The organism is Streptomyces sp. PCS3-D2 (assembly GCF_000612545.2).
GTDB lineage: Bacteria > Actinomycetota > Actinomycetes > Streptomycetales > Streptomycetaceae > Streptomyces.
This window is the reverse complement of sequence record NZ_CP097800.1, coordinates 2,583,683-2,605,786: the sequence shown is the minus strand read 5'-3', so window position 1 is coordinate 2,605,786 and position 22,104 is coordinate 2,583,683. Positions and strand designations below refer to the sequence as shown.

The 22,104-nt window shown below is 71.2% G+C and carries 26 protein-coding genes and 1 pseudogene; 12 read left to right on the top strand and 15 right to left on the bottom strand.

Annotated features, from left to right (window positions below; genetic code table 11):
* Positions 1-2: 2 nt before the first annotated feature.
* Positions 3-1,505 (top strand): glycoside hydrolase family 3 protein, encoded by a 1,503-nt coding sequence (locus AW27_RS10725; RefSeq protein ID WP_037919680.1) that lies wholly within the window; start codon positions 3-5, stop codon positions 1,503-1,505.
* Between the two features lie 132 nt (positions 1,506-1,637).
* Here the strand turns inward: AW27_RS10725 and nagB are convergent, their stop codons facing one another.
* Positions 1,638-2,423 carry a glucosamine-6-phosphate deaminase gene (gene nagB, locus AW27_RS10720; RefSeq protein WP_037919683.1) on the bottom strand — a complete coding sequence of 262 codons (786 nt, stop codon included), beginning with the start codon at positions 2,421-2,423 and terminating at the stop codon, positions 1,638-1,640.
* A gap of 199 nt (positions 2,424-2,622) precedes the next feature.
* Positions 2,623-3,384 (bottom strand): SDR family oxidoreductase, encoded by a 762-nt coding sequence (locus AW27_RS10715; protein WP_037919684.1) that lies wholly within the window; start codon positions 3,382-3,384, stop codon positions 2,623-2,625.
* Positions 3,385-3,467: 83 nt separating this feature from the next.
* Here AW27_RS10715 and AW27_RS10710 point away from each other — a divergent pair, with 83 nt between their 5' ends.
* Positions 3,468-4,058 carry a TetR/AcrR family transcriptional regulator gene (locus AW27_RS10710; protein WP_037919685.1) on the top strand — a complete coding sequence of 197 codons (591 nt, stop codon included), beginning with the start codon at positions 3,468-3,470 and terminating at the stop codon, positions 4,056-4,058.
* A 356-nt stretch (positions 4,059-4,414) separates the two neighbouring features.
* Positions 4,415-5,884, top strand: a complete 1,470-nt coding sequence (locus tag AW27_RS10705) for a sensor histidine kinase (RefSeq protein ID WP_037920025.1) — start codon at positions 4,415-4,417, stop codon at positions 5,882-5,884.
* Positions 5,885-6,056: 172 nt separating this feature from the next.
* On the opposite strand, the gene AW27_RS10700 is transcribed toward AW27_RS10705, so the two are convergent.
* Together AW27_RS10700 and AW27_RS10695 are read right to left on the bottom strand one after the other, a co-directional pair.
* Positions 6,057-6,314, bottom strand: a complete 258-nt coding sequence (locus tag AW27_RS10700) for a WhiB family transcriptional regulator (protein WP_003953983.1) — start codon at positions 6,312-6,314, stop codon at positions 6,057-6,059.
* Positions 6,315-6,637: 323 nt separating this feature from the next.
* Positions 6,638-7,603 (bottom strand): diacylglycerol/lipid kinase family protein, encoded by a 966-nt coding sequence (locus AW27_RS10695; protein ID WP_037919687.1) that lies wholly within the window; start codon positions 7,601-7,603, stop codon positions 6,638-6,640.
* A gap of 84 nt (positions 7,604-7,687) precedes the next feature.
* On the opposite strand from AW27_RS10695, the gene AW27_RS10690 reads away from it, so the two are divergent.
* On the top strand, positions 7,688-8,134 hold the full coding sequence (locus tag AW27_RS10690) for a hypothetical protein (protein ID WP_037919689.1): 447 nt from the start codon (positions 7,688-7,690) through the stop codon (positions 8,132-8,134).
* 7 nt (positions 8,135-8,141) lie between these two features.
* On the opposite strand, the gene AW27_RS10685 is transcribed toward AW27_RS10690, so the two are convergent.
* From AW27_RS10685 to AW27_RS10675, 3 genes are all read right to left on the bottom strand, one after another.
* On the bottom strand, positions 8,142-9,152 hold the full coding sequence (locus AW27_RS10685) for an RNA polymerase sigma factor SigF (protein ID WP_063890573.1): 1,011 nt from the start codon (positions 9,150-9,152) through the stop codon (positions 8,142-8,144).
* Positions 9,153-9,163: 11 nt separating this feature from the next.
* A complete protein-coding gene (locus AW27_RS10680; protein ID WP_030963468.1) occupies positions 9,164-9,577 on the bottom strand; it encodes an ATP-binding protein in 414 nt (137 codons plus the stop codon).
* A 205-nt stretch (positions 9,578-9,782) separates the two neighbouring features.
* Complete coding sequence (locus AW27_RS10675) at positions 9,783-10,043, bottom strand: UBP-type zinc finger domain-containing protein (RefSeq protein ID WP_030963467.1); 261 nt, start codon at positions 10,041-10,043, stop codon at positions 9,783-9,785.
* Between the two features lie 55 nt (positions 10,044-10,098).
* Here AW27_RS10675 and AW27_RS10670 point away from each other — a divergent pair, with 55 nt between their 5' ends.
* Positions 10,099-11,679, top strand: a complete 1,581-nt coding sequence (locus AW27_RS10670) for a Na+/H+ antiporter (protein WP_037919694.1) — start codon at positions 10,099-10,101, stop codon at positions 11,677-11,679.
* 65 nt (positions 11,680-11,744) lie between these two features.
* On the opposite strand, the gene AW27_RS10665 is transcribed toward AW27_RS10670, so the two are convergent.
* The 3 genes from AW27_RS10665 to AW27_RS10655 all read right to left on the bottom strand — a co-directional run bounded on the left by AW27_RS10665 (position 11,745) and on the right by AW27_RS10655 (position 13,252).
* Positions 11,745-12,695 carry a 1-aminocyclopropane-1-carboxylate deaminase/D-cysteine desulfhydrase gene (locus AW27_RS10665; protein WP_037919696.1) on the bottom strand — a complete coding sequence of 317 codons (951 nt, stop codon included), beginning with the start codon at positions 12,693-12,695 and terminating at the stop codon, positions 11,745-11,747.
* A 132-nt stretch (positions 12,696-12,827) separates the two neighbouring features.
* Positions 12,828-13,055 (bottom strand): DUF7848 domain-containing protein, encoded by a 228-nt coding sequence (locus AW27_RS10660; protein WP_037919698.1) that lies wholly within the window; start codon positions 13,053-13,055, stop codon positions 12,828-12,830.
* Positions 13,052-13,252 (bottom strand): hypothetical protein, encoded by a 201-nt coding sequence (locus AW27_RS10655; RefSeq protein WP_037919699.1) that lies wholly within the window; start codon positions 13,250-13,252, stop codon positions 13,052-13,054. The genes AW27_RS10660 and AW27_RS10655 overlap by 4 nt, the downstream gene beginning before the upstream one ends.
* A 112-nt stretch (positions 13,253-13,364) precedes the next feature.
* Here AW27_RS10655 and AW27_RS10650 point away from each other — a divergent pair, with 112 nt between their 5' ends.
* The 5 genes and pseudogenes from AW27_RS10650 (at position 13,365) to AW27_RS10630 (ending at position 16,017) form a co-directional block, all read left to right on the top strand.
* Complete coding sequence (locus AW27_RS10650) at positions 13,365-14,105, top strand: helix-turn-helix domain-containing protein (protein ID WP_037919704.1); 741 nt, start codon at positions 13,365-13,367, stop codon at positions 14,103-14,105.
* A gap of 4 nt (positions 14,106-14,109) precedes the next feature.
* Positions 14,110-14,580, top strand: a complete 471-nt coding sequence (locus AW27_RS10645; protein ID WP_037919707.1) for an NUDIX domain-containing protein — start codon at positions 14,110-14,112, stop codon at positions 14,578-14,580.
* Between the two features lie 119 nt (positions 14,581-14,699).
* Positions 14,700-15,278, top strand: a complete 579-nt coding sequence (locus tag AW27_RS10640) for a hypothetical protein (protein WP_037919708.1) — start codon at positions 14,700-14,702, stop codon at positions 15,276-15,278.
* 22 nt (positions 15,279-15,300) lie between these two features.
* A pseudogene (locus AW27_RS10635) lies at positions 15,301-15,489 on the top strand (hypothetical protein); the annotation flags it as partial.
* A gap of 102 nt (positions 15,490-15,591) precedes the next feature.
* Positions 15,592-16,017 (top strand): BrxA/BrxB family bacilliredoxin, encoded by a 426-nt coding sequence (locus tag AW27_RS10630; protein ID WP_037919709.1) that lies wholly within the window; start codon positions 15,592-15,594, stop codon positions 16,015-16,017.
* Between the two features lie 143 nt (positions 16,018-16,160).
* On the opposite strand, the gene AW27_RS10625 is transcribed toward AW27_RS10630, so the two are convergent.
* The 5 genes from AW27_RS10625 to AW27_RS10605 form a co-directional block, all read right to left on the bottom strand.
* Positions 16,161-16,409: a hypothetical protein gene (locus AW27_RS10625; RefSeq protein ID WP_037919710.1), complete on the bottom strand. Its 249-nt coding sequence runs from the start codon at positions 16,407-16,409 to the stop codon at positions 16,161-16,163.
* Between the two features lie 36 nt (positions 16,410-16,445).
* Entirely contained in the window at positions 16,446-16,607 is a 162-nt protein-coding gene (locus tag AW27_RS10620) for a hypothetical protein (RefSeq protein WP_236647572.1), read from the bottom strand.
* Between the two features lie 232 nt (positions 16,608-16,839).
* Positions 16,840-17,430, bottom strand: coding sequence for an N-acetylmuramoyl-L-alanine amidase (locus AW27_RS10615; RefSeq protein ID WP_172671290.1), 591 nt, complete (start codon positions 17,428-17,430; stop codon positions 16,840-16,842).
* 128 nt (positions 17,431-17,558) lie between these two features.
* Complete coding sequence (locus AW27_RS10610; protein WP_037919712.1) at positions 17,559-18,755, bottom strand: globin domain-containing protein; 1,197 nt, start codon at positions 18,753-18,755, stop codon at positions 17,559-17,561.
* Between the two features lie 162 nt (positions 18,756-18,917).
* Positions 18,918-19,373 carry an RrF2 family transcriptional regulator gene (locus AW27_RS10605; RefSeq protein WP_037919714.1) on the bottom strand — a complete coding sequence of 152 codons (456 nt, stop codon included), beginning with the start codon at positions 19,371-19,373 and terminating at the stop codon, positions 18,918-18,920.
* A gap of 235 nt (positions 19,374-19,608) precedes the next feature.
* On the opposite strand from AW27_RS10605, the gene AW27_RS10600 reads away from it, so the two are divergent.
* On the top strand, positions 19,609-21,015 hold the full coding sequence (locus AW27_RS10600; RefSeq protein ID WP_037919715.1) for a family 2B encapsulin nanocompartment shell protein: 1,407 nt from the start codon (positions 19,609-19,611) through the stop codon (positions 21,013-21,015).
* Positions 21,016-21,020: 5 nt separating this feature from the next.
* A complete protein-coding gene (locus AW27_RS10595) occupies positions 21,021-22,067 on the top strand; it encodes a family 2 encapsulin nanocompartment cargo protein polyprenyl transferase (protein ID WP_037919719.1) in 1,047 nt (348 codons plus the stop codon).
* Positions 22,068-22,104 lie beyond the last annotated feature (37 nt).

The window sequence follows — 22,104 nt, the reverse complement described above, 5'->3', positions numbered from 1 at the left end:
TCATGACTGTCCTTGCGCACCGCGCCACCGCCTCCGACGAGGTGACCCGCGACGCCCTCGCGGTCCTCCAGCCCGGCTTCGAGGGCACCGACGCCCCCGCCTGGCTGCTGCGCAGGATCGGCGAAGGCCTCACCTCGGTGGGCCTGTTCGGCCGCAACATCGCCTCGCCCGAGCAGCTCGCCGCGCTGACCGCGCAGCTGCGCGCCGAACGCGATGACGTCCTGGTGGCCATCGACGAGGAGGGCGGCGACGTCACCCGCCTGGAGGTCCGGGGCGGCTCGTCCTTCCCCGGCAACCTGGCCCTCGGCGCCGTCGACGACACCGGCCTGACCCGGGACGTCGCCCACGAGCTGGGCCGCCGCCTCGCCGAGTGCGGGGTCAACCTCAACTGGGCCCCCTCCGCCGACGTCAACTCCAACCCGGACAACCCGGTCATCGGCGTACGGTCCTTCGGCGCCGACACCCACCTCGCCGCCCGGCACACCGCCGCCTACGTCCAGGGCCTCCAGGCCGCCGGCGTCGCCGCCTGCACCAAGCACTTCCCCGGCCACGGCGACACCAACGTCGACTCCCACCACGCCCTGCCGCGCATCGACGTGGACCTCGACACCCTCGCCACACGCGAACTCGTCCCGTTCCGGGCGGCCATCGAGGCCGGGACGAAGGCCGTGATGAGCGCGCACATCCTGGTGCCCGCCCTCGACCCGACCCGCCCGGCCACGCTCAGCCCGCAGATCCTGACCGGCCTGCTGCGCAAGGAGCTCGGCTACGAGGGCCTCATCGTCACCGACGGCATGGAGATGAACGCCATCGCCGGGACGTACGGGATCGAGCGCGGCTCGGTCCTGGCCATCGCGGCGGGTGCCGACGCCATCTGCGTCGGCGGCGGGCTGGCCGACGAGGCCACCGTCCTGCGGCTGCGCGACGCGCTCGTCGCGGCCGTACGGGAGGGCGCGCTCCCCCAGGAGCGCCTCGCCGACGCCGCCGCCCGGGTCCGCGCGCTCGCCACATGGACCCGGGCGGCCGGGCCGGACGCGCGGCCGGAGGGGAGCCGCGCGTCCGGCATCGGCCTGACCGCCGCCCGCCGGGCCCTCACCGTCACCGGTTCGGCGGCCCCGCCGACCGGCCCGTACGTCGCGACCCTGACCCCGGTGGCGAACATCGCCGTCGGCGACGAGACCCCGTGGGGCCTGGCCGCCGAGCTGGCCGAGCTGCTGCCGGGCACCGCTTCCGACCTCTACCCGCAGGGAGCCACGGCCGGGGAGATCCTGACGGCGGCGGGGGAGCGCACCGTCGTCGCGGTGGTCCGCGACGCGCACCGCCACCCGTGGATGACCGAGGTGCTGGACGCCCTGGTCGAGGCCCGGCCGGGCACGGTGGTGGTCGAGATGGGGCTGCCGCGCGCCGCACCGCGCGGGGCCCTGCACATCGCCACCCACGGTGCTGCGCGCGTGTGCGGTCGCGCCGCTGCCGAAGTCGTCGCGGGGGCCGTCACGGGGGTGTGACGCGCCGCGGAACCGGAGCCGGGCACCTTGTCACAGGGGTGGTGCCCGGCTCCGCCGCGTACGCGGAAGGACCGGGCGGGTATGCGGAAGGGCCGGGCCCCTGGGGCCCGGCCCTTCGCCCGTGCTCGGGGCCTACAGTCCCTGCCAGGACGGCTTGTTGGCGTAGGTGTGGCGGAAGTAGTCGGCCAGCTTCAGCTTCGAGGCGGCGGCCTCGTCCACGACCACGGTCGCGTGCCGGTGCAACTGCAGGGCGGACGCGGGGACGAGAGCCGACAGCGGGCCCTCGACGGTCTGCGCCACGGCCTCGGCCTTGCCCTCGCCGGTGGCCAGCAGCACCAGGTGGCGGGCGTCGAGGATGGTGCCGATGCCCTGGGTGATGACGTGGTGGGGGACCTGCTCCAGGTCGTCCTCGAAGAAGCGGGCGTTGTCCACGCGGGTCTGCTCGGTGAGCGTCTTGATGCGGGTGCGCGAGGCCAGGGACGAACAGGGCTCGTTGAAGCCGATGTGCCCGTCCGTGCCGATCCCCAGCAGCTGGAGGTCGACGCCGCCGGCCTCGGCCAGCGCCCGGTCGTAGGCCTCGCACGCGGCGACGAGGTCCTCGGCCGAACCGTCAGGGCCCATGAAGGAGCCCTCCGGCAGGCCGAGGGGCTCGACGACCTCGCGCAGGACGACGGCACGGTAGGACTCGGGATGCCCGGCCGGCAGGCCGACGTACTCGTCGAGCTGGCATATCCGGGCCCTGGAGGCGTCGACCTCGCCGGCCGTGACCTTGCGGGTGAGGGCTTCGTAGACGGGCAGTGGGGTAGAGCCGGTCGCCACGCCGAGCAGGGCGTCGGGCTTGCGGCGCACCAGGGCCGCCATGGCCTCCGCGATGAGCTCGCCGCCTGCCTTGGCGTCCGGGACGATGACAACTTCCACGCGGGGCCTGCCGATCTGGAGTGACTGGTGTGGTATAGACCAATCTAGCAGAGGGAGCCGGGTGTGGCGGGGGTCCCGCCGCTTTCCATGGTGATGCCGATCCCGGCGCCCGGCCTCATGGCGGCCGAGGCGGACGGCCGGGAGTCCGGCGCCCCGCGGGGCATCCGGGCTCCCGGCCGGTTCCGGCGGTGTTCGCCGGTCAGATCAGTGCCAGTTGCAGGCCGCCGGTGGCGTCCAGGTGCTGCCCCGTGACCCAGCGTGAGTCGGGCGAGGCCAGGAAGGCCACCACGTCCGCGACCTCCTGTGCCGTACCCACCCGGTGGAAGACCGAGCGGCCGGCCAGGTGGGTCCGGGTCGCGGGATCGGAGAGCAGGGCCGCGTTCAGGTCCGTCTCGGTGATCCCCGGTCCCACCGAGTTCACGGTGATCCCCCGCGGGGCGAGCTCCGCGGCCAGGGAGCGCGTCATGGCGTTCGCGGCGCCCTTGGCCATGACCGTCGCGAGGATCGCCGGCAGGGCGAGGTCCGGGGTGCCGGTCACGTTCACGATCCGGCCGCCGTCCCGCAGTCGCGCCAGGCCGCGCTGGATCACGAAGAACGGAGCCTTGGCGTTCAGTGCGTGCGCCCTGTCGTACGTCTCCTCGTCGGTGTCCGCGATCCCGGCGAAGGCCGCCGCCCCCGCGTTGTTGACCAGGATGTCCACCGCCTCCGTGTGTGCGGGATGGGCCGCGTACGCCGCCCAGAGGGCCTCGGCGTCCCCCGGGACGCCGAGCTCGGCGCCGATCGCGAAGGCCTGCCCGCCGGCCTTCGCGATCGCCGCCACGGTCTCCTCGGCCGCCTCGGCATTGCGGCCGTAGTGCACGGCGACCAGCGCCCCGTCCCGCGCCAGCCGCTCCGCCACGGCCCGACCGATCCCTCGGCTGCCGCCCGTGACCAGTGCCGTCTTGCCTTCGAGCACGCCCATGACGCGCCCCCTCCCATATCGCTAGCGGTCGTTACAGAAATGGACCGTATCAGATTTCCTAGCGGCCGCTATAGAATGTGCGGATGGTGACCGGACAGCGCGGCAGGCCCCGCTCCTTCGACCGTGACGCCGCCCTGGACAAGGCGATGACGGCCTTCTGGGAACGCGGCTACGAGGCGACCTCGATCTCCGACCTGACCGCCTCGATCGGGATCAGCGCGCCCAGCCTCTATGCGGCCTTCGGCGACAAGCGCGCGCTCTTCGACGAGGTCGTCGCGGTCTACGGGAGCCGGTACGGCGACTTCGCCGGCGTGGCGCTGGCCGAGGAGCCCACCGCCCGCGCCGCCGTGGAGCGCATCCTGCGGGAGGCGGCCGCGGTCTACACCGACCCGTCCCACCCGTCGGGCTGCATGGTGATCAGCGCGGCCGTCAACACCACCTCGGACGAGGTGGCCGAGGCGCTTCGCGAGCGGCGCAACGCCAACCTGGAGCTCTTCGAGAGCCGGATCCGCGCCGACGTGGCCACCGGAGTGCTGCCCGCGGACACGGATGCGCGGGCGCTGGCCCGGTACGCCGGAGCCGTGCTCCAGGGAATGTCCCAGCAGTCGCGCGACGGGGCGACCCGGGAGGAACTGGAGGCGGTGGCGGAGCGGGCCCTGCGGGCCTGGCCCTGACGGGCGCCCGGAATTCCTCTGGGCCACGGTGCAGGACGGGACCCTCAACCCGTCCGGCACCGTAGCCCGGAGTACTTACGGCCGTCAGGTGTGCGGTTCCCGGCGGCCGGTGAGAGGTGTCTGCGCGGTCAGGGCAGAGCGCGCGACTCCCTCGGTCCGTCCTCCTGTGCGGGGAGGGCGGAGACTCTGAGTCAATTCTGGACTAGACCATTCTGTTCTGTCCATCCAATGACGGTAGCTCGAAACCCGTCACTTCCTCCAACAGTACGCGGCCCGTGCCCCTCCTGGATACTCCTGAGTACCGGCGTGGGGAAAGTCATCGTGCGTACCCGGGGTACGCTCGCACCGTGCCCTCCATGAACGACCTCGTACGCCAGCACACCGCTCTCGGAGAAACCGACCTGGAGTGGCTCCACCTGCTGGTCTCGGAGTGGCAGCTGCTCTCCGACCTGTCCTTCGCCGACCTCGTGCTGTGGGTGCCCACCCTCGACGGCACCCGGTACGTCTCGGTCGCCCAGATGCGCCCGAACACCGGCCCGACCTCCTACCAGGACGACATGGTCGGCCACCTGGTGCCGCGAGGCCGCCGCCCACTGCTGGACGCCGCGCTCGACGAGGGCCGCATCGTGCGCGAGGGTGACCCGGAGTGGCGCGAGGAGGTGCCGGTCCGCGTCGAGTCGATCCCCGTCCGCCGCGAGGGCCGGGTACTCGGAGTGATCGCACGCAACACCAACCTGCTCACTGTGCGTACACCGAGCCGACTGGAGCTGACCTACCTCCAGTCCGCTTCGGACCTCGCGCAGATGATCGCGGCGGGCGCCTTCCCCTTCCCCGGCCAGCAGGTCGACATGGACGCCTCGCCGCGCGTCGGGGACGGCCTGATCCGGCTCGACGCCGACGGCGTGGTCACCTACGCCTCCCCGAACGCGCTCTCCGCCTACCACCGTCTCGGGCTCGCCTCCGACCTGGTCGGCCAGGACCTCGGCGCCACCACCGCCGAACTCGCCCCCTCCCGCGGCCCGGTCGACGAGGCACTGGTCAAGCTCGCCAGCGGTTGGGCCCCCCGCGAGACCGAGGTCGAGGGCAACGGCGGCGTCATCCAGCTGCGCGCCATCCCGCTCAAGCCGAAGGGGACCCGGATCGGCTCCCTGGTGCTCTGCCGTGACGTCACCGAACTGCGGCGTCGCGAGCGTGAACTGATCACGAAGGACGCGACCATCCGGGAGATCCACCACCGGGTGAAGAACAACCTCCAGACCGTGGCCGCGCTCCTGCGGCTCCAGGCCCGCCGGATGGATTCCCCCCAGGGCCGCGAGGCGCTCAACGAGGCGGTGCGCCGCGTCGGATCGATCGCGATCGTGCACGAGACGCTCTCTCAGAACCTCGACGAGCGCGTCGAGTTCGACGAGATCGCCGACCGCGTCATCGCGATGGTCTCGGAGATCTCCCCGGGCAAGGTCGACTGCCGGCGCACCGGCCGCTTCGGGATCCTGGACGCGGAGGTCGCCACCCCGCTGTCGATGGTGCTCACCGAGATCCTGCAGAACGCCCTGGAGCACGCCTTCCCCCAGGGCGAGCGGGGCACCGTGGAAGTGGCCGCCCTGCGCAGCGGAACCGGCCGCAAGGACGGGCGGCTGCTGATCACCGTGCTCGACGACGGCAACGGCCTGCCCGAGGGATTCGACCCCCAGCGGGCCGGCAATCTCGGACTGCAGATCGTACGGACCCTCGTGGAAGGGGAACTCGGCGGCACCTTCGACATGGTCCGGGCCGAGCCGCGTGGTACCAAGGTCGTCCTCGACCTGCCGTCCAGCCCGCAGAAGTAGCAGCCGGGCGGTTACTCGGTGTGACCGGTGGTCGGTGGGTCGTGCACACGGAGCGTAGTCCCGCAGCAGCACTGAGCCCCGGACCGAATGCTTCGGTCCGGGGCTCAAGGGCGCGTTGCTGAGCGCTTCTTCGGTTGCTACGCGCTGCGCGTCGAGGCTCGAAAGTCGTTGGTCAGGCGCTGGCGTTGCGCGCCCGGTTGCGAGCGGCGCGGCGCTTCATGGCGCGGCGCTCGTCCTCGCTGAGACCGCCCCAGACGCCGGAGTCCTGACCGGACTCGAGCGCCCACTGCAGGCACTGCTCCATGACGGGGCAACGGCGGCAGACGGCCTTGGCTTCCTCGATCTGCAGCAGCGCAGGACCGGTGTTGCCGATGGGGAAGAAGAGTTCCGGGTCTTCCTCGCGGCAAACGGCGTTGTGACGCCAGTCCATGGCTGCTCCATCTCCTTGTATTGCGGGCAGGTTGCTTGTGAATGTGAACGCTTTCACGAATCCCCCCGTGAGGGAAGGTCGACCGCCCGGTTTCACGCGGGTGATCAGTTCGAGATTCGTGGAGGGGTTCTGGCGGTCTGTGTGGGTGCCGGTTCCGCGGGCTGTCCCGATCGCCATGAAGAGATTCGCAAACCTCGGACGGGGATACAACCCCTTCCGGAAAGTTTTTTTTGATTCGTCGGTGTCTACTAGGTCACAGCCCTACATCGTGAGGGTGGACCGGCGTGTAAACGTTCGAGTGAAAGGCCTACGGGCCCTTCTACTCACACAATCACACGCAGTGCACGGCGTACGCCTGTGAACCGAACGCTGGTGCGCAGCCCGAGGTGATCGCCGTCCATCTGGAACGGGAGCGGAACCTTCGAATGCAAGGTGAAGTCGGTCAGATCGTGCAGAGACACCGCATGCTTGCCGCGTGGACCCCGCTCAGGAGTGGAGGTCAGAAGCTGTGTCGCGTAACGAGCGACGGCCGGAGTTGACAAACGGTTGAGTGCCAGTACGTCAAGCGCAGTATCGAACGATGCCTCCGGAGAGGCGTAAAGCGGACGATTCCCTAGAAACGTCCACGGTGAGGTGTTGCATACTATGGACAGCACCAGGTCCTTCACCGGGTCGGCTCCCGGGCGCTCCAGCGTGACCGTCCCGTGCCGGCGGTTCGGCTCCTCCCAGAACTGGCGCATCAGTTGTCGTACGTAGAGTGCGTGCGTCGAACGCTTGCCGCGCTCCCGCTGCTGCTCGACCCGCCCCACGACACCCGCGTCGAACCCGAAACCCGCGCAGAAGGTGAACCAACGCGCCGGCACCGACTCGTCCTGCGTACCGGGGGTCCCCGCCGCGAGCCCCAGGCCGACTGTCCGCTCCCGCTTCTCGCGCAAGGCGTCCAGCAGTGCGCCCGTCGCCTCGACCGCGTCGTTCGGCAGTCCCAGGGCGCGGGCGAACACGTTGGTGGAGCCGCCGGGGACCACCGCGAGCCGGGGTAGCCGGTCCGGATCGGGCCCGTTGTGCAGGAGCCCGTTCACCACCTCGTTGACCGTGCCGTCGCCCCCCAGGGCGACCACCAGGTCCAGCCCCTCGTGCGCGGCCTTGCGCCCCAGGTCCCGGGCGTGCCCGCGGTACTCGGTGGTGACCGCCTCCAGCTTCATCTCGCTGGCCAGGGCGTGGATCAGGACGTCGCGCGTGCGCGCACTGGTGGTCGTCGCTGCTGGGTTGGCCACGAGAAGTGCACGCATGAGCGCCAGACTACCCACCCCTTCGCGAGCCGACCCTACTGCCCGTCCCCTCCGGCCTCCGGACGGCGCCGCTACCCTGCATGGGTGAGTAAGAAGCAGCCCGCGAACGCCCCCGCCCCCACCGCCGAAGCGCCCGCCGCGCCGCCCCGCCGGTTGACGGCCGCGGCCGCGCTCACCGCCCTGGAGGGCCTGGCGCTCGCCTGCCTCGGCGTGTACATGCTGTTCGTCGGCATCGCCGGCGACCCCGACTCCCCGCAGCAGGCCGAGACAGGCGGCATCACCCTGCTCGCGCTCGCCGCGCTGCCGCTGGTCGCCGCCCGCGGGCTGCGCCTGGGCCGCCGCTGGAGCCGCGGCCCGGCACTGATCACCCAGCTGATGGCGCTGCCGGTGGCCTGGACGCTCTACACCACCGGCGGCGCCATGATCGCCGCCGCCGTGGCCCTCGCGGTGGCTGCGGCGGCCGTCGTCGTACTGCTCGTGAACCCGACGGCGACCGAGGCCCTCGGCATCGGGGGGCCGTCTCCCTCCTGAGCCCGGCTCATTCCTCGACGAGGAGCTTCTCGCGGAGCTGGGCCAGGGTGCGGGCCAGGAGCCGGGAGACGTGCATCTGGGAGATGCCGACCTCCTGCGCGATCTGCGACTGCGTCATGTTGCCGAAGAACCGCAGCAGCAGGATCCGCTTCTCACGCGGAGGCAGCCCCTCCAGCAGCGGTTTCAGGGACTCGCGGTATTCGACGCCCTCCAGGGCCTCGTCCTCCGCGCCCAGGGTGTCCGCGACCGCCGGCGACTCGTCGTCGGTGTCCGGGACGTCCAGGGAGAGCGTGCTGTAGGCATTGGCCGATTCCAGACCCTCCAGCACCTCCTCCTCGGAGATACCCAGCCGCTCGGCCAGCTCGTGCACCGTCGGGGAGCGCCCGTGCTGCTGGGACAGCTCGGCCGTGGCCGTCGTCAGCGACAGCCGCAGTTCCTGCAGACGCCGGGGCACCCGAACCGCCCAGCCCTTGTCCCGGAAGTGGCGCTTGATCTCGCCGACCACCGTGGGCGTGGCATACGTGGAGAACTCGACCCCGCGGTCCGGGTCGAACCGGTCCACCGACTTGATCAGGCCGATCGTCGCGACCTGGGTCAGGTCGTCGAGCGGCTCCCCGCGGTTGCGGAAGCGCCGCGCCAGGTGCTCGACCAGGGGCAGGTGCATCCGTACGAGCCGGTTGCGCAGCTCCGCCTTCTCCGGCGAGCCGTCGGGCAGCGCCCGCAGCTCGACGAACAGGGCCCGCGCGCTGCTGCGGTCGCGCGGATCGGGCAGCGCCGCAGGCGCCGAAGACACCGGGAACCCCGCCGCCGGGGCCGGCGAAGCGGCCTCCGGTGGCTGTGCCGGCTGTGATTGGTCGTGCTGGTTCTCGCTCATAGGGCCCGCCCGTCGCTCCGCCGAGTCCAAAAAGCCGTCTTCCGCATCCACGTCAGCCGGGTGCGGCCGGGCGTGCTGCTGCTCCGGGATGCCGCCGTCGACCTCGTGCCGTACCCGGGGCCGATCCCCGCCCCGCACCGGGATCTCCCCGCTGCTCACGCCGGGCCTGGCCCCGCGCCGCGTTGTTTGTACAGGCTGATGCTCACCGTCTGGTTCTCCTCGACCGTGGCCTCGACCTTGCCGGCCAGTGCCGACAGGACCGTCCAGGCGAACGTGTCGCGCTCCGGCGCGCGTCCGTCCGTGGTCGGCGCCGAGACCGTCACCTCCAGCGAATCGTCGATCAGCCGGAAGACGCAACTGAGGACGGAGCCCGGCACGGCCTGCTGGAGCAGGATCGCGCAGGCTTCGTCCACCGCGATGCGGAGGTCCTCGATCTCGTCGAGGGTGAAGTCCAAACGTGCCGCGAGACCGGCCGTGGCCGTCCGCAGCACCGACAGGTAGGCACCCGCAGCGGGCAGCCGGACTTCCACGAAGTCCTGAGTCCCGGGCTCGCCTGCGATCTGGGACACCCTCACCTCCAAGGTGGTACGAGCTCTTTTCGCCGGTGACGCTACCGCGATCCGGGCGATCGTGTCGCGGCACCCCTCGTCACGCCCGCCGTGAGGCTCCCGCCCTGCGGTCAGTGACCGATGGTAAGCCCATGGGCACGCACAGTGGCTAGAGGTCTGCGGGGGGCAAATCGGGGGAACCGGCGGAGGGTTGAACTACCCCGCCTCAGACGATCGAACCGTCCACGAAGCACCACCGCCAGGTCTCGCCCGGCTCGAAGCTCCGCATGACGGGATGGCCGGTCTCGCCGTGGTGCGCCGTCGCGTGCCGGAACGGCGAGGAATCGCAGCACGCCACGTGGCCGCACCCCAGGCACATCCGCAGCTGCACCGGGTGGCTGCCGACGGCCAGACATTCGGCACAGGTCTGTGCAGACGGGACCGGCTCGGGGCGCGGCAGTTCGGCAACGTGGGTGCACTCGCTCATGATGGCCAGCGTACGGCCAGGGTGCGGGCGCGCGACGACGGAGGATTGATCTTCGATGGAGGTATTGCAGCTGGTGGCCCTCGTCGCGGGCAGTGCGGCCGTGGCGGGACTCGCCCGGCGCACGCCGGTGCCCGCGCCGCTCCTGCTGGTCGCCGCCGGGTTGGCCGCCTCGTACGTCCCGGGCGTGCCGGACTACACGCTCGACCCGCACATCGTCCTGCCACTGCTGCTCCCGCCGCTGCTGTACACGGCCGCGGTGGACAGCTCGTACCTGGACCTGCGCGCCAACATCAGGCCGATCGCGATGCTGTCGGTCGGCTACGTGCTCTTCGCGACGCTCGTCGTCGGGTACGCCGCGTACCTGGTGGTGCCCGGGCTGTCCCTGCCGGTGGCGCTGGTGCTGGGCGCGGTGGTCGCGCCGCCCGACGCGGTCGCCGCCACCGCGATCGCCCGCAGGCTGGGACTGCCGAACCGGCTGACGACCATCCTTCAGGGTGAGTCCCTCGTCAACGACGCCACCGCGATCACCGTCTACAAGGTGGCGCTGGCGGCGGCGGTCGGGATGAGCGCGGGCTGGGCGGGCGGCATCGCGGAGTTCCTGGTGGCCTCGGTGGGCGGGATCGGTGTCGGCCTGCTGCTCATGGTGCCGATCCACCAGCTGCGCAAACGGATGAAGGAGCCCCTGCTCCAGAACACCCTCTCGCTGCTGATCCCCTTCGTGGCGTACGCGGCGGCCGAGCGGGTGCACGCCTCCGGAGTGCTGGCCGTGGTGGTGGTCGCCCTGTACCTCGGGCACCGCAACTGGCAGGTCGACTTCGCCACCCGGCTCCAGGAGGAGGCGGTGTGGAAGATGGTCGCCTTCATCCTGGAGTCGGTCGTCTTCGCGCTGATCGGCCTGCAGTTGGCGGTGGTCCTCACGGGGCTGGGCGAGTACCGGGGCATGGAGGCGGCCTGGTACGCGATCGCCGTCTTCCTCGTGGTGGTGGTGGCCCGCTTCGTATGGGTGTTCCCGGCGACCTTCGTGCCGCGTGCGCTGTCGCAGCGGATCCGGGACCGGGAGCCGGACACCGACTGGAAGTCCCCGGTCATCGTGGGCTGGGCCGGGATGCGGGGCGTGGTCTCGCTGGCCATCGCCTTCTCCGTGCCGATCTCGGTGCAGAACCGGAACCTGATCCTCTTCCTGACCTTCACCACCGTCATCGGCACGCTGGTGGTGCAGGGGCTGACGCTGCCGCCGCTGATCAGGGTGCTGAAGCTGCCGCCGAGGGACGTGCAGGCCGAGACGCTGGCGGAGGCGCAGGCGCAGAGCCAGGCCTCGCGGGCGGCGGAGGAGCGGCTGGCGGAGTTGCTGGAGGAGCCGGAGAACTCCACGCTGCCGCCGCCGCTGGCGGACCGGCTGCGGACGGTGCTGGAGAGGCGGCGCAACGCCGTGTGGGAACGGCTGGGGGAGGTCAATCCGCTGACGGGGGAGTCCGCGGACGACATCTACCGCCGGCTCGCGGGGGAGATGATCGAGGCCGAGCGGGAGGTCTTCGTCGCACTGCGGGACGACCGGCGGATCGACGACGAGATGCTGCGGGTGCTGCTGCGCAGGCTGGACCTGGAGGAGGCGGCGGCGTACCGCGAGTCGACGTAGCCCCTGCCCCTGCGGGGAGCTCGGCGGGGCGGGCGGCGGTGGTGCCGGCCCCTGGGGGGCCTGGGCTACGGCCGGCCCGTGATGACGGCGGTGACCGACGTACCGGGCGGGAAGGCGCCCGCCTCGGTCAGGGCGGTCACGGCCCACAGGAGTTTGGCCACGTAGATGCGTTCCACCGGGAAGCCGTGGCGGGAGCCGAAGTCGGCGGCGAAGGACTCCAGGGCGGCCGGGACGCGGGCGTAGCCGCCGTGGTGGAAGTCCTCCGCCAAGGACCAGTCGCCGACCGGGCCGCCGTACGCCTCCGTCTGGAGGGAACGTATCTCCCCCGACAGGAAGCCGCCCGCCAGGACGGGAACGCCCAGCGCCCGCTGCCCCGGGGCCAGCCCCGCGGCCAGCCCCGCCAGGGTGCCGCCGGTGCCGCAGGCCACCGCCACCACGTCGGTCACGCCGCGGAGCTCGCGGCCCAGCTCCGCGCAGCCGGAGAGGGCGAGGGCGTTGCTGCCGCCTTCCGGGACGACGTACGCCCCGCTCGCGCCCGCCTCGTCCAGCAGCAGGGCCCGTGCCTGCGGGTCGGCCTTGGCGCGGTAGCGCGAACGGGAGACGAAGTGCAGGCGCATGCCGTCCGCCGCGCACCGGGCGAGGGATGCGTTCAGGGGCCGTCCGGCCAGCTCGTCCCCGCGCACGATGCCGACCGTCCCGAGGCCCGTCAGCCGCCCGGCGGCAGCGGTGGCCCGCAGGTGGTTGGAGTACGCCCCGCCGAAGGTGACGAGCCGGTCGTGCCCCGCCTGCAGGGCGGCGCGCAGGTTGGGCGCGAGCTTGCGCCACTTGTTGCCCGGAGGGTACAGGTCCACTGGTCCAAACAGATCCGTGTCCCACGGAATGGTGGTGTGGATCAGGTCGTCCCGCTTCAGCAGCAGGCGGACTCCGTGCCGCTCGAACCGCTCGTCATGGATCTCCTGCAACGGGGACGGCGGGCGGGGCTGCAAGAGCACGTCAAGGTTCGGGGGGCGATTCACCCGTCCATTGTGAGGCGCTCCCGTCCTCGCCGTCGCACGTCAGAGCCCCGCCCACACGATTCGGGTCGTGTGAGCGGGGCCGAAGCCGGCGCGCTGGACTGCCTTGCTCGCCGTCGCCCAGCGGGCCGGGGTCTACGCGTCGCGGCTGACCCGGGCGTGATCGGTGAACACGCGCCGGAACAGGTCGTGCCCGGTCCGCCCGGCGTGCCGGAGCGCCCAGTCCTGTGGTCCTTCCTGTTCGTCGTGCGCGCCCGACTCGGCTCCGCAGCCTTCGGCGACGCAGAACGCCTCGTAGGTCACCCCGCCTTCCGGGGCGTGCCGGATGGTGTGGGGGACGTAGCGCAGCACGGCGCGGGTCATCGGCTCACCTTCGTGTGGGGGTGCTTACGGATCTCGACGTTGCAGTCCACGACCCCTGACAGGTCCCGCAGCCGGTAGCACTCCGCGCGCTGGACGACCAGGGCCGCACACACGTCGCACGTCGGGTCCGTCGGATCGGGATCGGGCACCGGAAACGGATCACGCTGTTCGACCTGCTGCCACAGTCCCCGCACCATTCCGGATCCCTTCGTACCTCGCTGGTACCGGGATCGTCGCCGTGGTGATCAGGACGGGGGAACCTCGTACGTTTCCCACTTCGGGACGTCCCATGGGCTGTAGAACGTCCCTATGCAGAACGAGCGGTTAAGGGCCCTGATGGCATCCGGCGGCTGGACTCATGCATCGCTGGCGAGCGCCACGGGCGTCGATCCGAAGAGCGTCGAACGCTGGGTCAACCTCGGACGCACCCCACGGCGGGCAACGGCGCTGTTGGCTGCCGAGACGCTGGGCGAGGACGTCCACGCATTGTGGCCGGCGCTGAGACAGGCCCGTGCCGCGCGGTCCGTCAGTCCCGAACTGGTGGCGCTGTACGACCAGCGAGCGGACCTTCCCGTCTCCGTGTTCGTGGAGTTGCTGACGACAGCTCGCGAGCGGATCGACGTGCTGGTCTACGCAGCGGTGTTCCTGCACGAGGCGTATCCCCGCCTGAACGACCTCCTTCGGGAACGCGCGGCGGACGGCTGCACGGTCCGGATTGCCATCGGTGACGCCGACAGCGAGACCGTCAGGCAGCGTGGACAGGAAGAGAGATTCGGGCACGGCATCGAATCCCGCTGCCGTCTCGCCCTCATGCACTACCGGCCCCTGGCCGACGTGCCCGGCATCGAGCTGCGAACGCACAGCACGACCCTCTACAACAGCCTGTACCGGGCGGACGACGAAGTCTTGGTCAACGCCCACGTCTGGGGCGTGAACGCGTACGGTGCGCCCGTGTGGCACCTTCGCCGTCACGAAGCCGGGGGCATGTTCGACACCTACGCCGACAGCTTCAACGCGGTGTGGGAGACGGCCCGTCCCGTAGAGGAGTGACCCGATGGCCCGGACCGAGTACTACGACGATCCCCATGCTCCCGAGCCCAACAGCATGGTCGTGGCAGCCTCAGCCGTCGTCACGGACGACCAGGGCCGCATCCTGATGCAACGGCGCCGCGACAACGATCTGTGGGCTCTCCCCGGCGGCGGGATGGACCTCACGGACTCCCTCCCCGGAACGGCCGTCCGAGAGGTCAAGGAGGAGACGGGCCTCGACGTGGAGATTACGGGACTGGTCGGCACCTACACGGACCCGAAGCACATCATCGAGTACAGCGACGGCGAGGTCCGCCGCCAGTTCAACGTCTGCTTCACGGCCCGCATTGTCGGGGGCACGCTGGCGATCTCGGACGAGAGCACGGAACTCCGCTTCGTGGCGCCGGCTGAGCTGGGAGCCTTGCCCATGCACCACACCCAACGCCTGCGAGTACAGCACTTCTTGGCGAGCCGACCCGCCCCATACCTCGGTTAAGAGGTCGCGCGGAGAGTGTGACCGCGAAGGGGTGGAACGCTGGATCGCCGACGAGGGGCTCACGCCGCACGCGCGAAAACCGGCACGACACGTGCCGGGTGTGGGGAGTGGACGAACACATGATCTGGCCCGATGCGATCACCAGCCGAGTCAAGGTTGGCGGGGACCGGGAGCTCGTCCACTCGTACGCGTACCGCTCGGCCTCCCCGTCCACCGTGTGGGCCCGACTGGTGAATGACGCGACCGGCGAGGTGTTTCTCGCCGGGTACACGAACTCCTTCTTCTGGACCCAGGTGCCCGATTTCGCGGGCGTCGTCCGCCGCAAGGCCGAGAGCGGGTGCCGGGTGCGGTTTCTTCTCGGGGATCCGGACGGGGAGGTCACGCGACGGCGGGAGGAGGTCGAATCGGCCGCGCTCTCCGTCTCGACGCGGATTGGGATCACGTTGGAACACCTCGCGGAGCTTGCCGCCCTGGACGGCCTGGAGGCGCGCTTCAGCGCACCGTCCGACGCCATGAACCATGTGGGGCTGAGCGTGTTCAGGTTCGATGGGGAGGCGTTGGTCACCCCTCACCTGGCGACCGTCATCGGGCACGACTCCCCGCTGCTGCACCTGCGCCGGCAGGGGCCGGGAGGGATGTTCGACCGCTTCCGTGACCACGCCGAGGAACTGTGGGGCCGGGGCACGGCCGTCGGCTGACAGGGAGAACCGGAAGCGACGGGACGGCGAGGTCCGCCGCCAGTCCAACGTCCGCTTCACAGCCCGCATCGCCGGGGGCACGCCGGCGATCTCGGACGAGAGCGCGGAACTCCGCTTCGTGGCGCCGGCCGAGCCGGGGGCGTTGCCCATGCACCACAGCCCACGGCTGCGGATCCAGCACTTCTTGCTTGTCTGCACTCCACTCAGGTAGGTGTGTGCCCTGCGTTCGCGGTGTGTTGCGATACGTACACCCGCAGCACACATGCTCCCGTACTCTGGGTGAGCCATTTGCTACCTCTGGTGAGGATTGGGAATGCCGTACTCTCCACTGCTCGTCAAGCCCTTCCGGGAAGAACTGACCAGCATCGGCTTCGTCGAACTGCTGACCGCCGACGAGGTCGACCGCGCCATGAAGGATGCCGACACCGGCATGACCCTGGTGGCCATCAACTCCGTCACCGGCTGCGCGGCCGGCATGGCCCGGCCTGGTGTGCGGCTCGCCTTGTCCGGCGACGCCAAGCGCCCGGACCGGCTGCTCACCGTGTTCGACGAGCAGGACATCGAAGCCACCGCGCAGATGCGCTCCTACTTCCCCGACATCCCGCCGTCCCACCCCTCTTTCGCCCTCTTCAAGGACGGCGAACTCGTCCACTTCATCCCCCGCCACCGCATCGAAGGCCGCGACGCCGAGAGCGTCGCCGCCGACCTTGAGGCCGCCTTCAACGAGCACGGCCAGTAGTCACCCCACCCCTCGCGTGGACCGGTTCGGCATCCTGGCCACCGGTCCGCGCGGGTGGCAGCACTGTGTCGGGTTTCGGGTCGGTGATCCCGCCGAGTGCGCGCGGCCTACCAGCATTGCTCCGAACGAGGTGTGTGGCACCGTCAGCAACGGTGGCTTACCGGAGTGTCGGCCCGGTGCCGCTGACGCTGCGGGGTGGCCGTCGAGCGCAGCCACCCCGTCAGCACCGCGCCCTCGGGCTCCGTCGCCCGCGCCCACCCGATGCCCCACAACCACAGCAGGCGGAACCACCGCAGCATTCCGTACCCGTAGCTGCGGCAGGTCAGTGGGCTGGAATCTCCCGACGCCAGGTGCCGCAGGAACATGGTGATCCGCCCGACCTCGTCTCCCACCGGCCGGCGCCCCACCTCGGCTGAGCGCGCCCTCTGTCAGAGGGCGAACCAGGGGACGGCGCAGGCGTGCGGGCCCTCGGGGCAGAGGGATGTGATCACCGCGCGGTGGACGGAGCGCCAGGTGCGCAGGGAGCAGGTCAGGCGGACGCGGAGTTCGACCGTCCGGCGGGCGCCGCTGTCCCTGCCCGGGGGCTCCACGGCCCACTGCTCCGCCAGGAAGTCGTACGGGCAGGGGTCGATGACGGTCGCGGCGACGATCCGGGCGCTGCGGGGGCCACGGCGGCTTCGACGAGCTTCGTCACGCCGGCCAGTCCCCGCTCGTCCGCGTAGACGCCGAAGGCCAGGTCTCGTGTCATGTCCCCACCCCGACAGCTCTCTTAGCGGGGCTCGGCACCGGGAGGGGTGCCTCCCGGTGCCGGGCCCCGGCCGGCTACTTCAGGCGTTCGGCGATGCGGTCCCGGAGGGAGTTCATCGTGAAGCCGCGGGGGTCGACCTTGCCCGGTTGCCATTCGCGGTGGCCGATGACCGAGCGGGCCGTCCAGCGGTGGACCCGGCACACGGCCGCCGCCGCGCGGGCGATGGCGTCGATCTGGGCCGGGGGCCAGGGGTCCTCGCCGTCTCCGAGGTTCACGCACTCGAAGCCGTAGAAGTGGCGGTTGCCGTCGGTGGTGGCCTCGTTGTCCGGGGGGAGCCGCCGTTCGGCGATCACCGCGGCCAGGACGTCGGGGTCGCCCAGGCCGGCGTGGTTGGCGCGGCCGTAGCCGACCAGGTGGACACGGCCGTCCTTGCCGATCACGCCGTGGCAGAGCGGCCCCGGGAGGGCGCTGTAGCCGTTGCGGCAGAGTTGGACGGAGTACGCGGTGCCGCGGGTGACGGTGTGGTGGATCATCACCCCGTGCAGCGGGCCCCAGGGCCCCTTGTGGTTGCGGTTGTGCGTGCGCCAGGCGCCGACCTCGACGACGGTCAGGCCTTCGTTCCTCAGTGCGTTGATGAACCGGTCCGCGGACATGGGTGCGGCCATGGCCGCCTCCCTTCGTGCGGTGCGCGACGGACACCCCGTGTGTCCGAATCGTCACGCTCCGGTTTAGTGGAGGCGGCCCTTCCGCGGCTACTGTTCTCGTACGGTGAGCGAGCGAATCCGGACAGTCGTCACGCGGAGGCGAGCCACAGGTCCGGGCCGAACACCTCGTAGTGGATGTCGGCGGCCGACACGCCCTTGGCGATCAGCTGCTCGCGGACCGACCGCATGAACGGGAGCGGCCCGCACAGGTAGGCGCTGGTGCCCGGGGCGACGTGCAGGTCCGAGAGGTTCATGAGGCCCTCGCCGTCGCCGGGCTCCGCCGCCTCCTCGTACCAGAAGCGGGCCGAGGCGTCGGCCAGCTTGTGGGTCAGGGCCCGGTGGTCGGCCCGCAGCGGGTGGTCCGCGGGGGAGCGGTCGGCGTGCAGCACCGTCACCGGTGCGGTGTGCCCGGTCTCGGCCAGGTGCTCCAGCATCGCGAGCATCGGTGTGCAGCCGATGCCCGCCGAGGCGAGCAGGATCGGGTTCGCGCGGTCCGTCAGCACCAGGTCGCCGAACGGCGCGGAGACCCGCAGCGCGTGGCCGGTGCGGACGTGGGTGTGCAGGTGGTTGGAGACCTCGCCGTCGGGGCCCCCGGCGGCCGGGCCGTGGACCCGCTTGACGGTGATGGTGCGGACGTCGGAGCCGGGCGCGCCGGAGAGGCTGTACTGGCGGATCTGACGTGCTCCGTCGGGGAGTTCGACCTGGACGGAGACGTACTGGCCGGGCAGGTGCGCGGGTGCGGGGGCGTCGTCGGCGGGGGTGATCCGGAAGGTGGCGCAGTCGGCCGTCTCCTCGGTGCGGCCGGTGACGGTCCACTCCCGCCACACGTCGCCGGCGGCGATCCGGTGCCCGGCGTAGAGGCGGTTCTCGATGGCCACGAGGGCGTTCGCCATCAGCCAGTAGACCTCGTCCCAGGCCTGGGCGACCTCGGGCGTGACGGCCTCGCCGAGGGTCTCGGCGATCGCCTCGAAGAGGTGCTGGTGGACGATCGCGTACTGCTCGCGGGTGACGCCGAGGCTGGCGTGCTTGTGTGCGATGCGGGTGAGCATCACGTCGGGCCGGGTGTCCGGGTGCTCGACGAGGTGGGTGGCGAAGGCGGCGATGGAGCCGGCGAGTGCCTGCTTCTGGAGGCCCGCGTTCTGGTTGCCCCGGTTGAAGAGGTCGCGGAGCAGCTCCGGGTGGGCCGTGAAGAGCTTCGCGTAGAAGAGCTCCGTTATGTCGCCGATGGCTGCTCCGATGGCGGGCAGGGTGGCTCGGACGGTCGCGGTCGACTTCGCGGACAGCATGGGGAACTCCTTGCGTGGTGGAACTGGTTCATTAATTGGCATCTTAGATGCGTATTTTTGATCGCAGAGGCCCGCACCGGTGCGGACTTCTGTTCGAACTCCCGTCGGGGTGAGGCTATGGCGTCCGGAGGGCGGCGGTAACCGGCCAACCGGCCCCGACGGTCAGGGCCCTTCGGCCCCCGAGGGTGCCCTGCTTGCGATGCCCAGGAGGAGCGGACCGGTCGGGGCTGCCACCAGGTCGTTCACCGTCAGGGGGTCCAGTTCGGCGAAGAACGCCTCCTGTGCCCGGCGCAGCGCGCCGCGCAGCACGCAGGCGCCGCGCAGCGGGCAGGGGGTGGTGCCGTCGCAGTCGACGACATCGCCGGCGCCCTCCAGCTCGCGCACCACCGCGCCCACCGAGGCGGCCCGTCCGGCGCCGGTCAGGGCGAGCCCCCCGCCGCGGCCGCGCCGCGCCTCGACCAGGCCGAGGTGTTGCAGCCTGGCGACCACTTTGGCGGTGTGGGTGTAGGGGACCTCCATCGTCGCCGCCACGTCGCGGGTGGTCGGGAGGTCCGTCTCCTCGACGGCCAGGCGCATCAGGGTGCGCAGCGCCAGGTCGGTGAATCGGGTCAGCCGCATGGGGCCACCGTAGGAAATTCGCATCCCAGATACAAATTAAAGTGCGGAGGAGTCCCGTCTTGGCCGAAACCGATGGGCCGCGAAGGCCTCCCGCGATGCGAGGGCGGGGAGTTCGATCCGAGACAGTGCCCCGCCTCCCGGTCGAGTAGTCCCACCCTTTTGTGTAATGGTCCCACCACGTTGCGTGCTGAAAGGCTGCCCCTGCAGACCCATGGAGTGATCGAAAGGGAAAGACATGTCGGTCCAGGCAGGTTCCGAGTCCGAAGCCCAGACACCGCAGCGCAGTCTGGGGACGGCGGCCGCGCGGAACTTGGCAACCACGACCAAGTCCGCGCCGCAGATGCAGGAGATCACTTCGCGGTGGCTGCTGAAGGCGCTGCCGTGGGTGTCGGTGCAGGGCGGCACCTACCGGGTGAACCGGCGGCTGAGCTACTCGGTCGGCAACGGCGTCGTGGAGTTCGTCAAGACCGGGACCCAGGTCCAGGTGATCCCGGCCGAGCTCGGCGAACTCCCGCTGCTGCGCGACTACGAGGACCTCGATGTGCTGGGTGAACTCGCCCAGCGGTGCCGACAGATCGACTTCGAGGTCGGTCAGGAGCTGACTTCCTTCGGCAGCCCGTCCGACGAGGTCTTCCTCCTCGCGCACGGCCGCATCGACCAGATCGGTCCGGGCCCCTACGGGGACGACGCCGTCCTGCGGACCGTCGCCGACGGCGCCTACTTCGGCGAGGACTCCCTCGTCGATGAAGAATCGATTTGGGAGTACACCGCCCGCGCCGCCACCCCCGGCACCGCCCTCGCCCTGTCCCGGCAGGACTTCCAGCTGCTGGCCGACCGGGTCCCCTCGCTGCGCGAGCACCTGGACCGCGTGCGCTCGGCGCCCGCCCAGCGCACCAACAAGTACGGCGAGGCGGAGATCGACCTCTCGGCCGGCCACCAGGGCGAGGCCGTCCTCCCCGGCACCTTCGTGGACTACGAGGCCCGCCCGCGCGAGTACGAACTCTCCATCGCGCAGACCGTCCTGCGCGTGCACTCGCGCGTCGCCGACCTCTACAACCACCCGATGAACCAGACCGAGCAGCAGTTGCGGCTGACGGTCGAGGCGCTGCGCGAGCGCCAGGAGCACGAGATGCTCAACAACCGCGACTTCGGCCTGCTCCACAACGCCGACTACGACCAGCGCATCCAGCCGCACGACGGCGGCCCCAGCCCCGACGACATGGACCAGCTGCTCAGCATGCGGCGCGGCTCCAAGCTCTTCCTCGCGCACCCCAAGGCGATCGCCGCCTTCGGCCGCGAGTGCAACAAGCGCGGGATCTACCCGGAGACGGTGGACGTCGACGGCACCCGGGTGACCACCTGGCGCGGTGTGCCCATCTTCCCGAGCAACAAGATCCCGATCAGCGACGCCCGCACCACCTCCATCCTGTGCATGCGCACCGGCGAGGAGGAGCAGGGCGTGATCGGCCTGCACCAGCCGGGCCTCCCGGACGAGATCGAGCCGAGCCTGTCAGTCCGCTTCATGGGGATCAGCGAGCAGGCGATCATCTCGTACCTGGTCACCGCGTACTTCTCCGCCGCGGTGCTGGTGCCGGACGCGCTCGGCGTGCTGGAGAACGTCGAGATCGGCCGCTGGCGCTGAGCGGGATGAGCGCGATCGTGACCGGCGAGGGTCAGGAGGCCGCGGCCCTGCTGGAGCGGACGAGGGAGGCGGTCCACCCGGAACTGCGCCGCAGCGTCGAGAGCCTGCCCGGCGGGATGCGGCGCGTGGCCATGTACCACTTCGGCTGGGAGCAGGCGGACGGAACCCCGGCCGAGGGCAGTCCCGGCAAGGCGATCCGCCCGGCCCTGGTGCTCGCCGCGGCCCAGGCCCTGCAGGGGTTGGGCGGCGCCGGACCGGTCGACCACGCCGTGCGGGCCGCGGTGGCGGTGGAGCTGGCGCACAACTTCACGCTGCTGCACGACGACGTCATCGACAAGGACGTTCGCCGCCGCGGCCGGGCCACCGCCTGGACGGTCTTCGGCACGCCGGACGCGATCATCACGGGCGACGCCATGATGGCGCTCGCCCAGCGGCTGCTCGCCGACGATCCGCACCCCGCCGCCGCGGCGGCCTCGTCCCGACTCTCGGCCTGCCTCATCGAGCTGTGCGCCGGCCAGCAGGCCGACTGCGCCTTCGAGCAGCGCCGGGACGTCTCGCTCGACGAGTGCCTGACCATGGCGGCGGCCAAGACCGGGGCGCTGCTGGGCTGCGCGTGCGCGCTGGGTGCGCTGTACGCGGGGGCCGGACCGGAGGAGGTCGACGCCATGGACACCTTCGGCCGGGAGGCGGGCCTGGCCTTCCAGCTGATCGACGACCTGATCGGCATCTGGGGGGACCCGGGGCACACCGGCAAGTCCGCAGGGGCCGACCTGGTGGCCCGCAAGAAGTCCCTGCCGGTCGTGGCCGCCCTCACTTCGGGCACCGCGGCGGGCCGGCAGCTCGCCGACCTGTACGCGGGTCCCATGACCGGGGACGACGTGCGCAGGGCGGCCGACGCGGTGGAACGGGCCGGCGGGCGGGACTGGGCCCAGGCCCAGGCCGCCGACCGGATGGGGCGCGCGGTCCAGCAGCTGTCCCGGGCCGTGCCGGACCTCGGGGCGGCGGGCGGGCTGCTGTCGCTGGCGGAATTCGTGACGCGCCGTACGAGGTGATCGCCCGCGGACGACGGGGGGAGGCCCGTTCCCGCAC

Excerpts from the sequence above, each read along its gene's own strand:
- AW27_RS10725 (WP_037919680.1), top strand. The coding sequence starts at position 3 with ATGACTGTCCTTGCGCACCGCGCCACCGCCTCCGACGAGGTGACCCGC.
- AW27_RS10715 (WP_037919684.1), bottom strand. The coding sequence starts at position 3,384 with ATGGGCGTGCTCGAAGGCAAGACGGCACTGGTCACGGGCGGCAGCCGA.
- AW27_RS10710 (WP_037919685.1), top strand. The coding sequence starts at position 3,468 with ATGGTGACCGGACAGCGCGGCAGGCCCCGCTCCTTCGACCGTGACGCC.
- AW27_RS10705 (WP_037920025.1), top strand. The coding sequence starts at position 4,415 with ATGAACGACCTCGTACGCCAGCACACCGCTCTCGGAGAAACCGACCTG.
- AW27_RS10700 (WP_003953983.1), bottom strand. The coding sequence starts at position 6,314 with ATGGACTGGCGTCACAACGCCGTTTGCCGCGAGGAAGACCCGGAACTC.
- AW27_RS10695 (WP_037919687.1), bottom strand. The coding sequence starts at position 7,603 with ATGCGTGCACTTCTCGTGGCCAACCCAGCAGCGACGACCACCAGTGCG.
- AW27_RS10675 (WP_030963467.1), bottom strand. The coding sequence starts at position 10,043 with ATGAGCGAGTGCACCCACGTTGCCGAACTGCCGCGCCCCGAGCCGGTC.
- AW27_RS10670 (WP_037919694.1), top strand. The coding sequence starts at position 10,099 with ATGGAGGTATTGCAGCTGGTGGCCCTCGTCGCGGGCAGTGCGGCCGTG.
- AW27_RS10660 (WP_037919698.1), bottom strand. The coding sequence starts at position 13,055 with ATGACCCGCGCCGTGCTGCGCTACGTCCCCCACACCATCCGGCACGCC.
- AW27_RS10655 (WP_037919699.1), bottom strand. The coding sequence starts at position 13,252 with ATGGTGCGGGGACTGTGGCAGCAGGTCGAACAGCGTGATCCGTTTCCG.
- AW27_RS10650 (WP_037919704.1), top strand. The coding sequence starts at position 13,365 with ATGCAGAACGAGCGGTTAAGGGCCCTGATGGCATCCGGCGGCTGGACT.
- AW27_RS10645 (WP_037919707.1), top strand. The coding sequence starts at position 14,110 with ATGGCCCGGACCGAGTACTACGACGATCCCCATGCTCCCGAGCCCAAC.
- AW27_RS10640 (WP_037919708.1), top strand. The coding sequence starts at position 14,700 with ATGATCTGGCCCGATGCGATCACCAGCCGAGTCAAGGTTGGCGGGGAC.
- AW27_RS10630 (WP_037919709.1), top strand. The coding sequence starts at position 15,592 with ATGCCGTACTCTCCACTGCTCGTCAAGCCCTTCCGGGAAGAACTGACC.
- AW27_RS10615 (WP_172671290.1), bottom strand. The coding sequence starts at position 17,430 with ATGGCCGCACCCATGTCCGCGGACCGGTTCATCAACGCACTGAGGAAC.
- AW27_RS10610 (WP_037919712.1), bottom strand. The coding sequence starts at position 18,755 with ATGCTGTCCGCGAAGTCGACCGCGACCGTCCGAGCCACCCTGCCCGCC.
- AW27_RS10605 (WP_037919714.1), bottom strand. The coding sequence starts at position 19,373 with ATGCGGCTGACCCGATTCACCGACCTGGCGCTGCGCACCCTGATGCGC.
- AW27_RS10600 (WP_037919715.1), top strand. The coding sequence starts at position 19,609 with ATGTCGGTCCAGGCAGGTTCCGAGTCCGAAGCCCAGACACCGCAGCGC.
- AW27_RS10595 (WP_037919719.1), top strand. The coding sequence starts at position 21,021 with ATGAGCGCGATCGTGACCGGCGAGGGTCAGGAGGCCGCGGCCCTGCTG.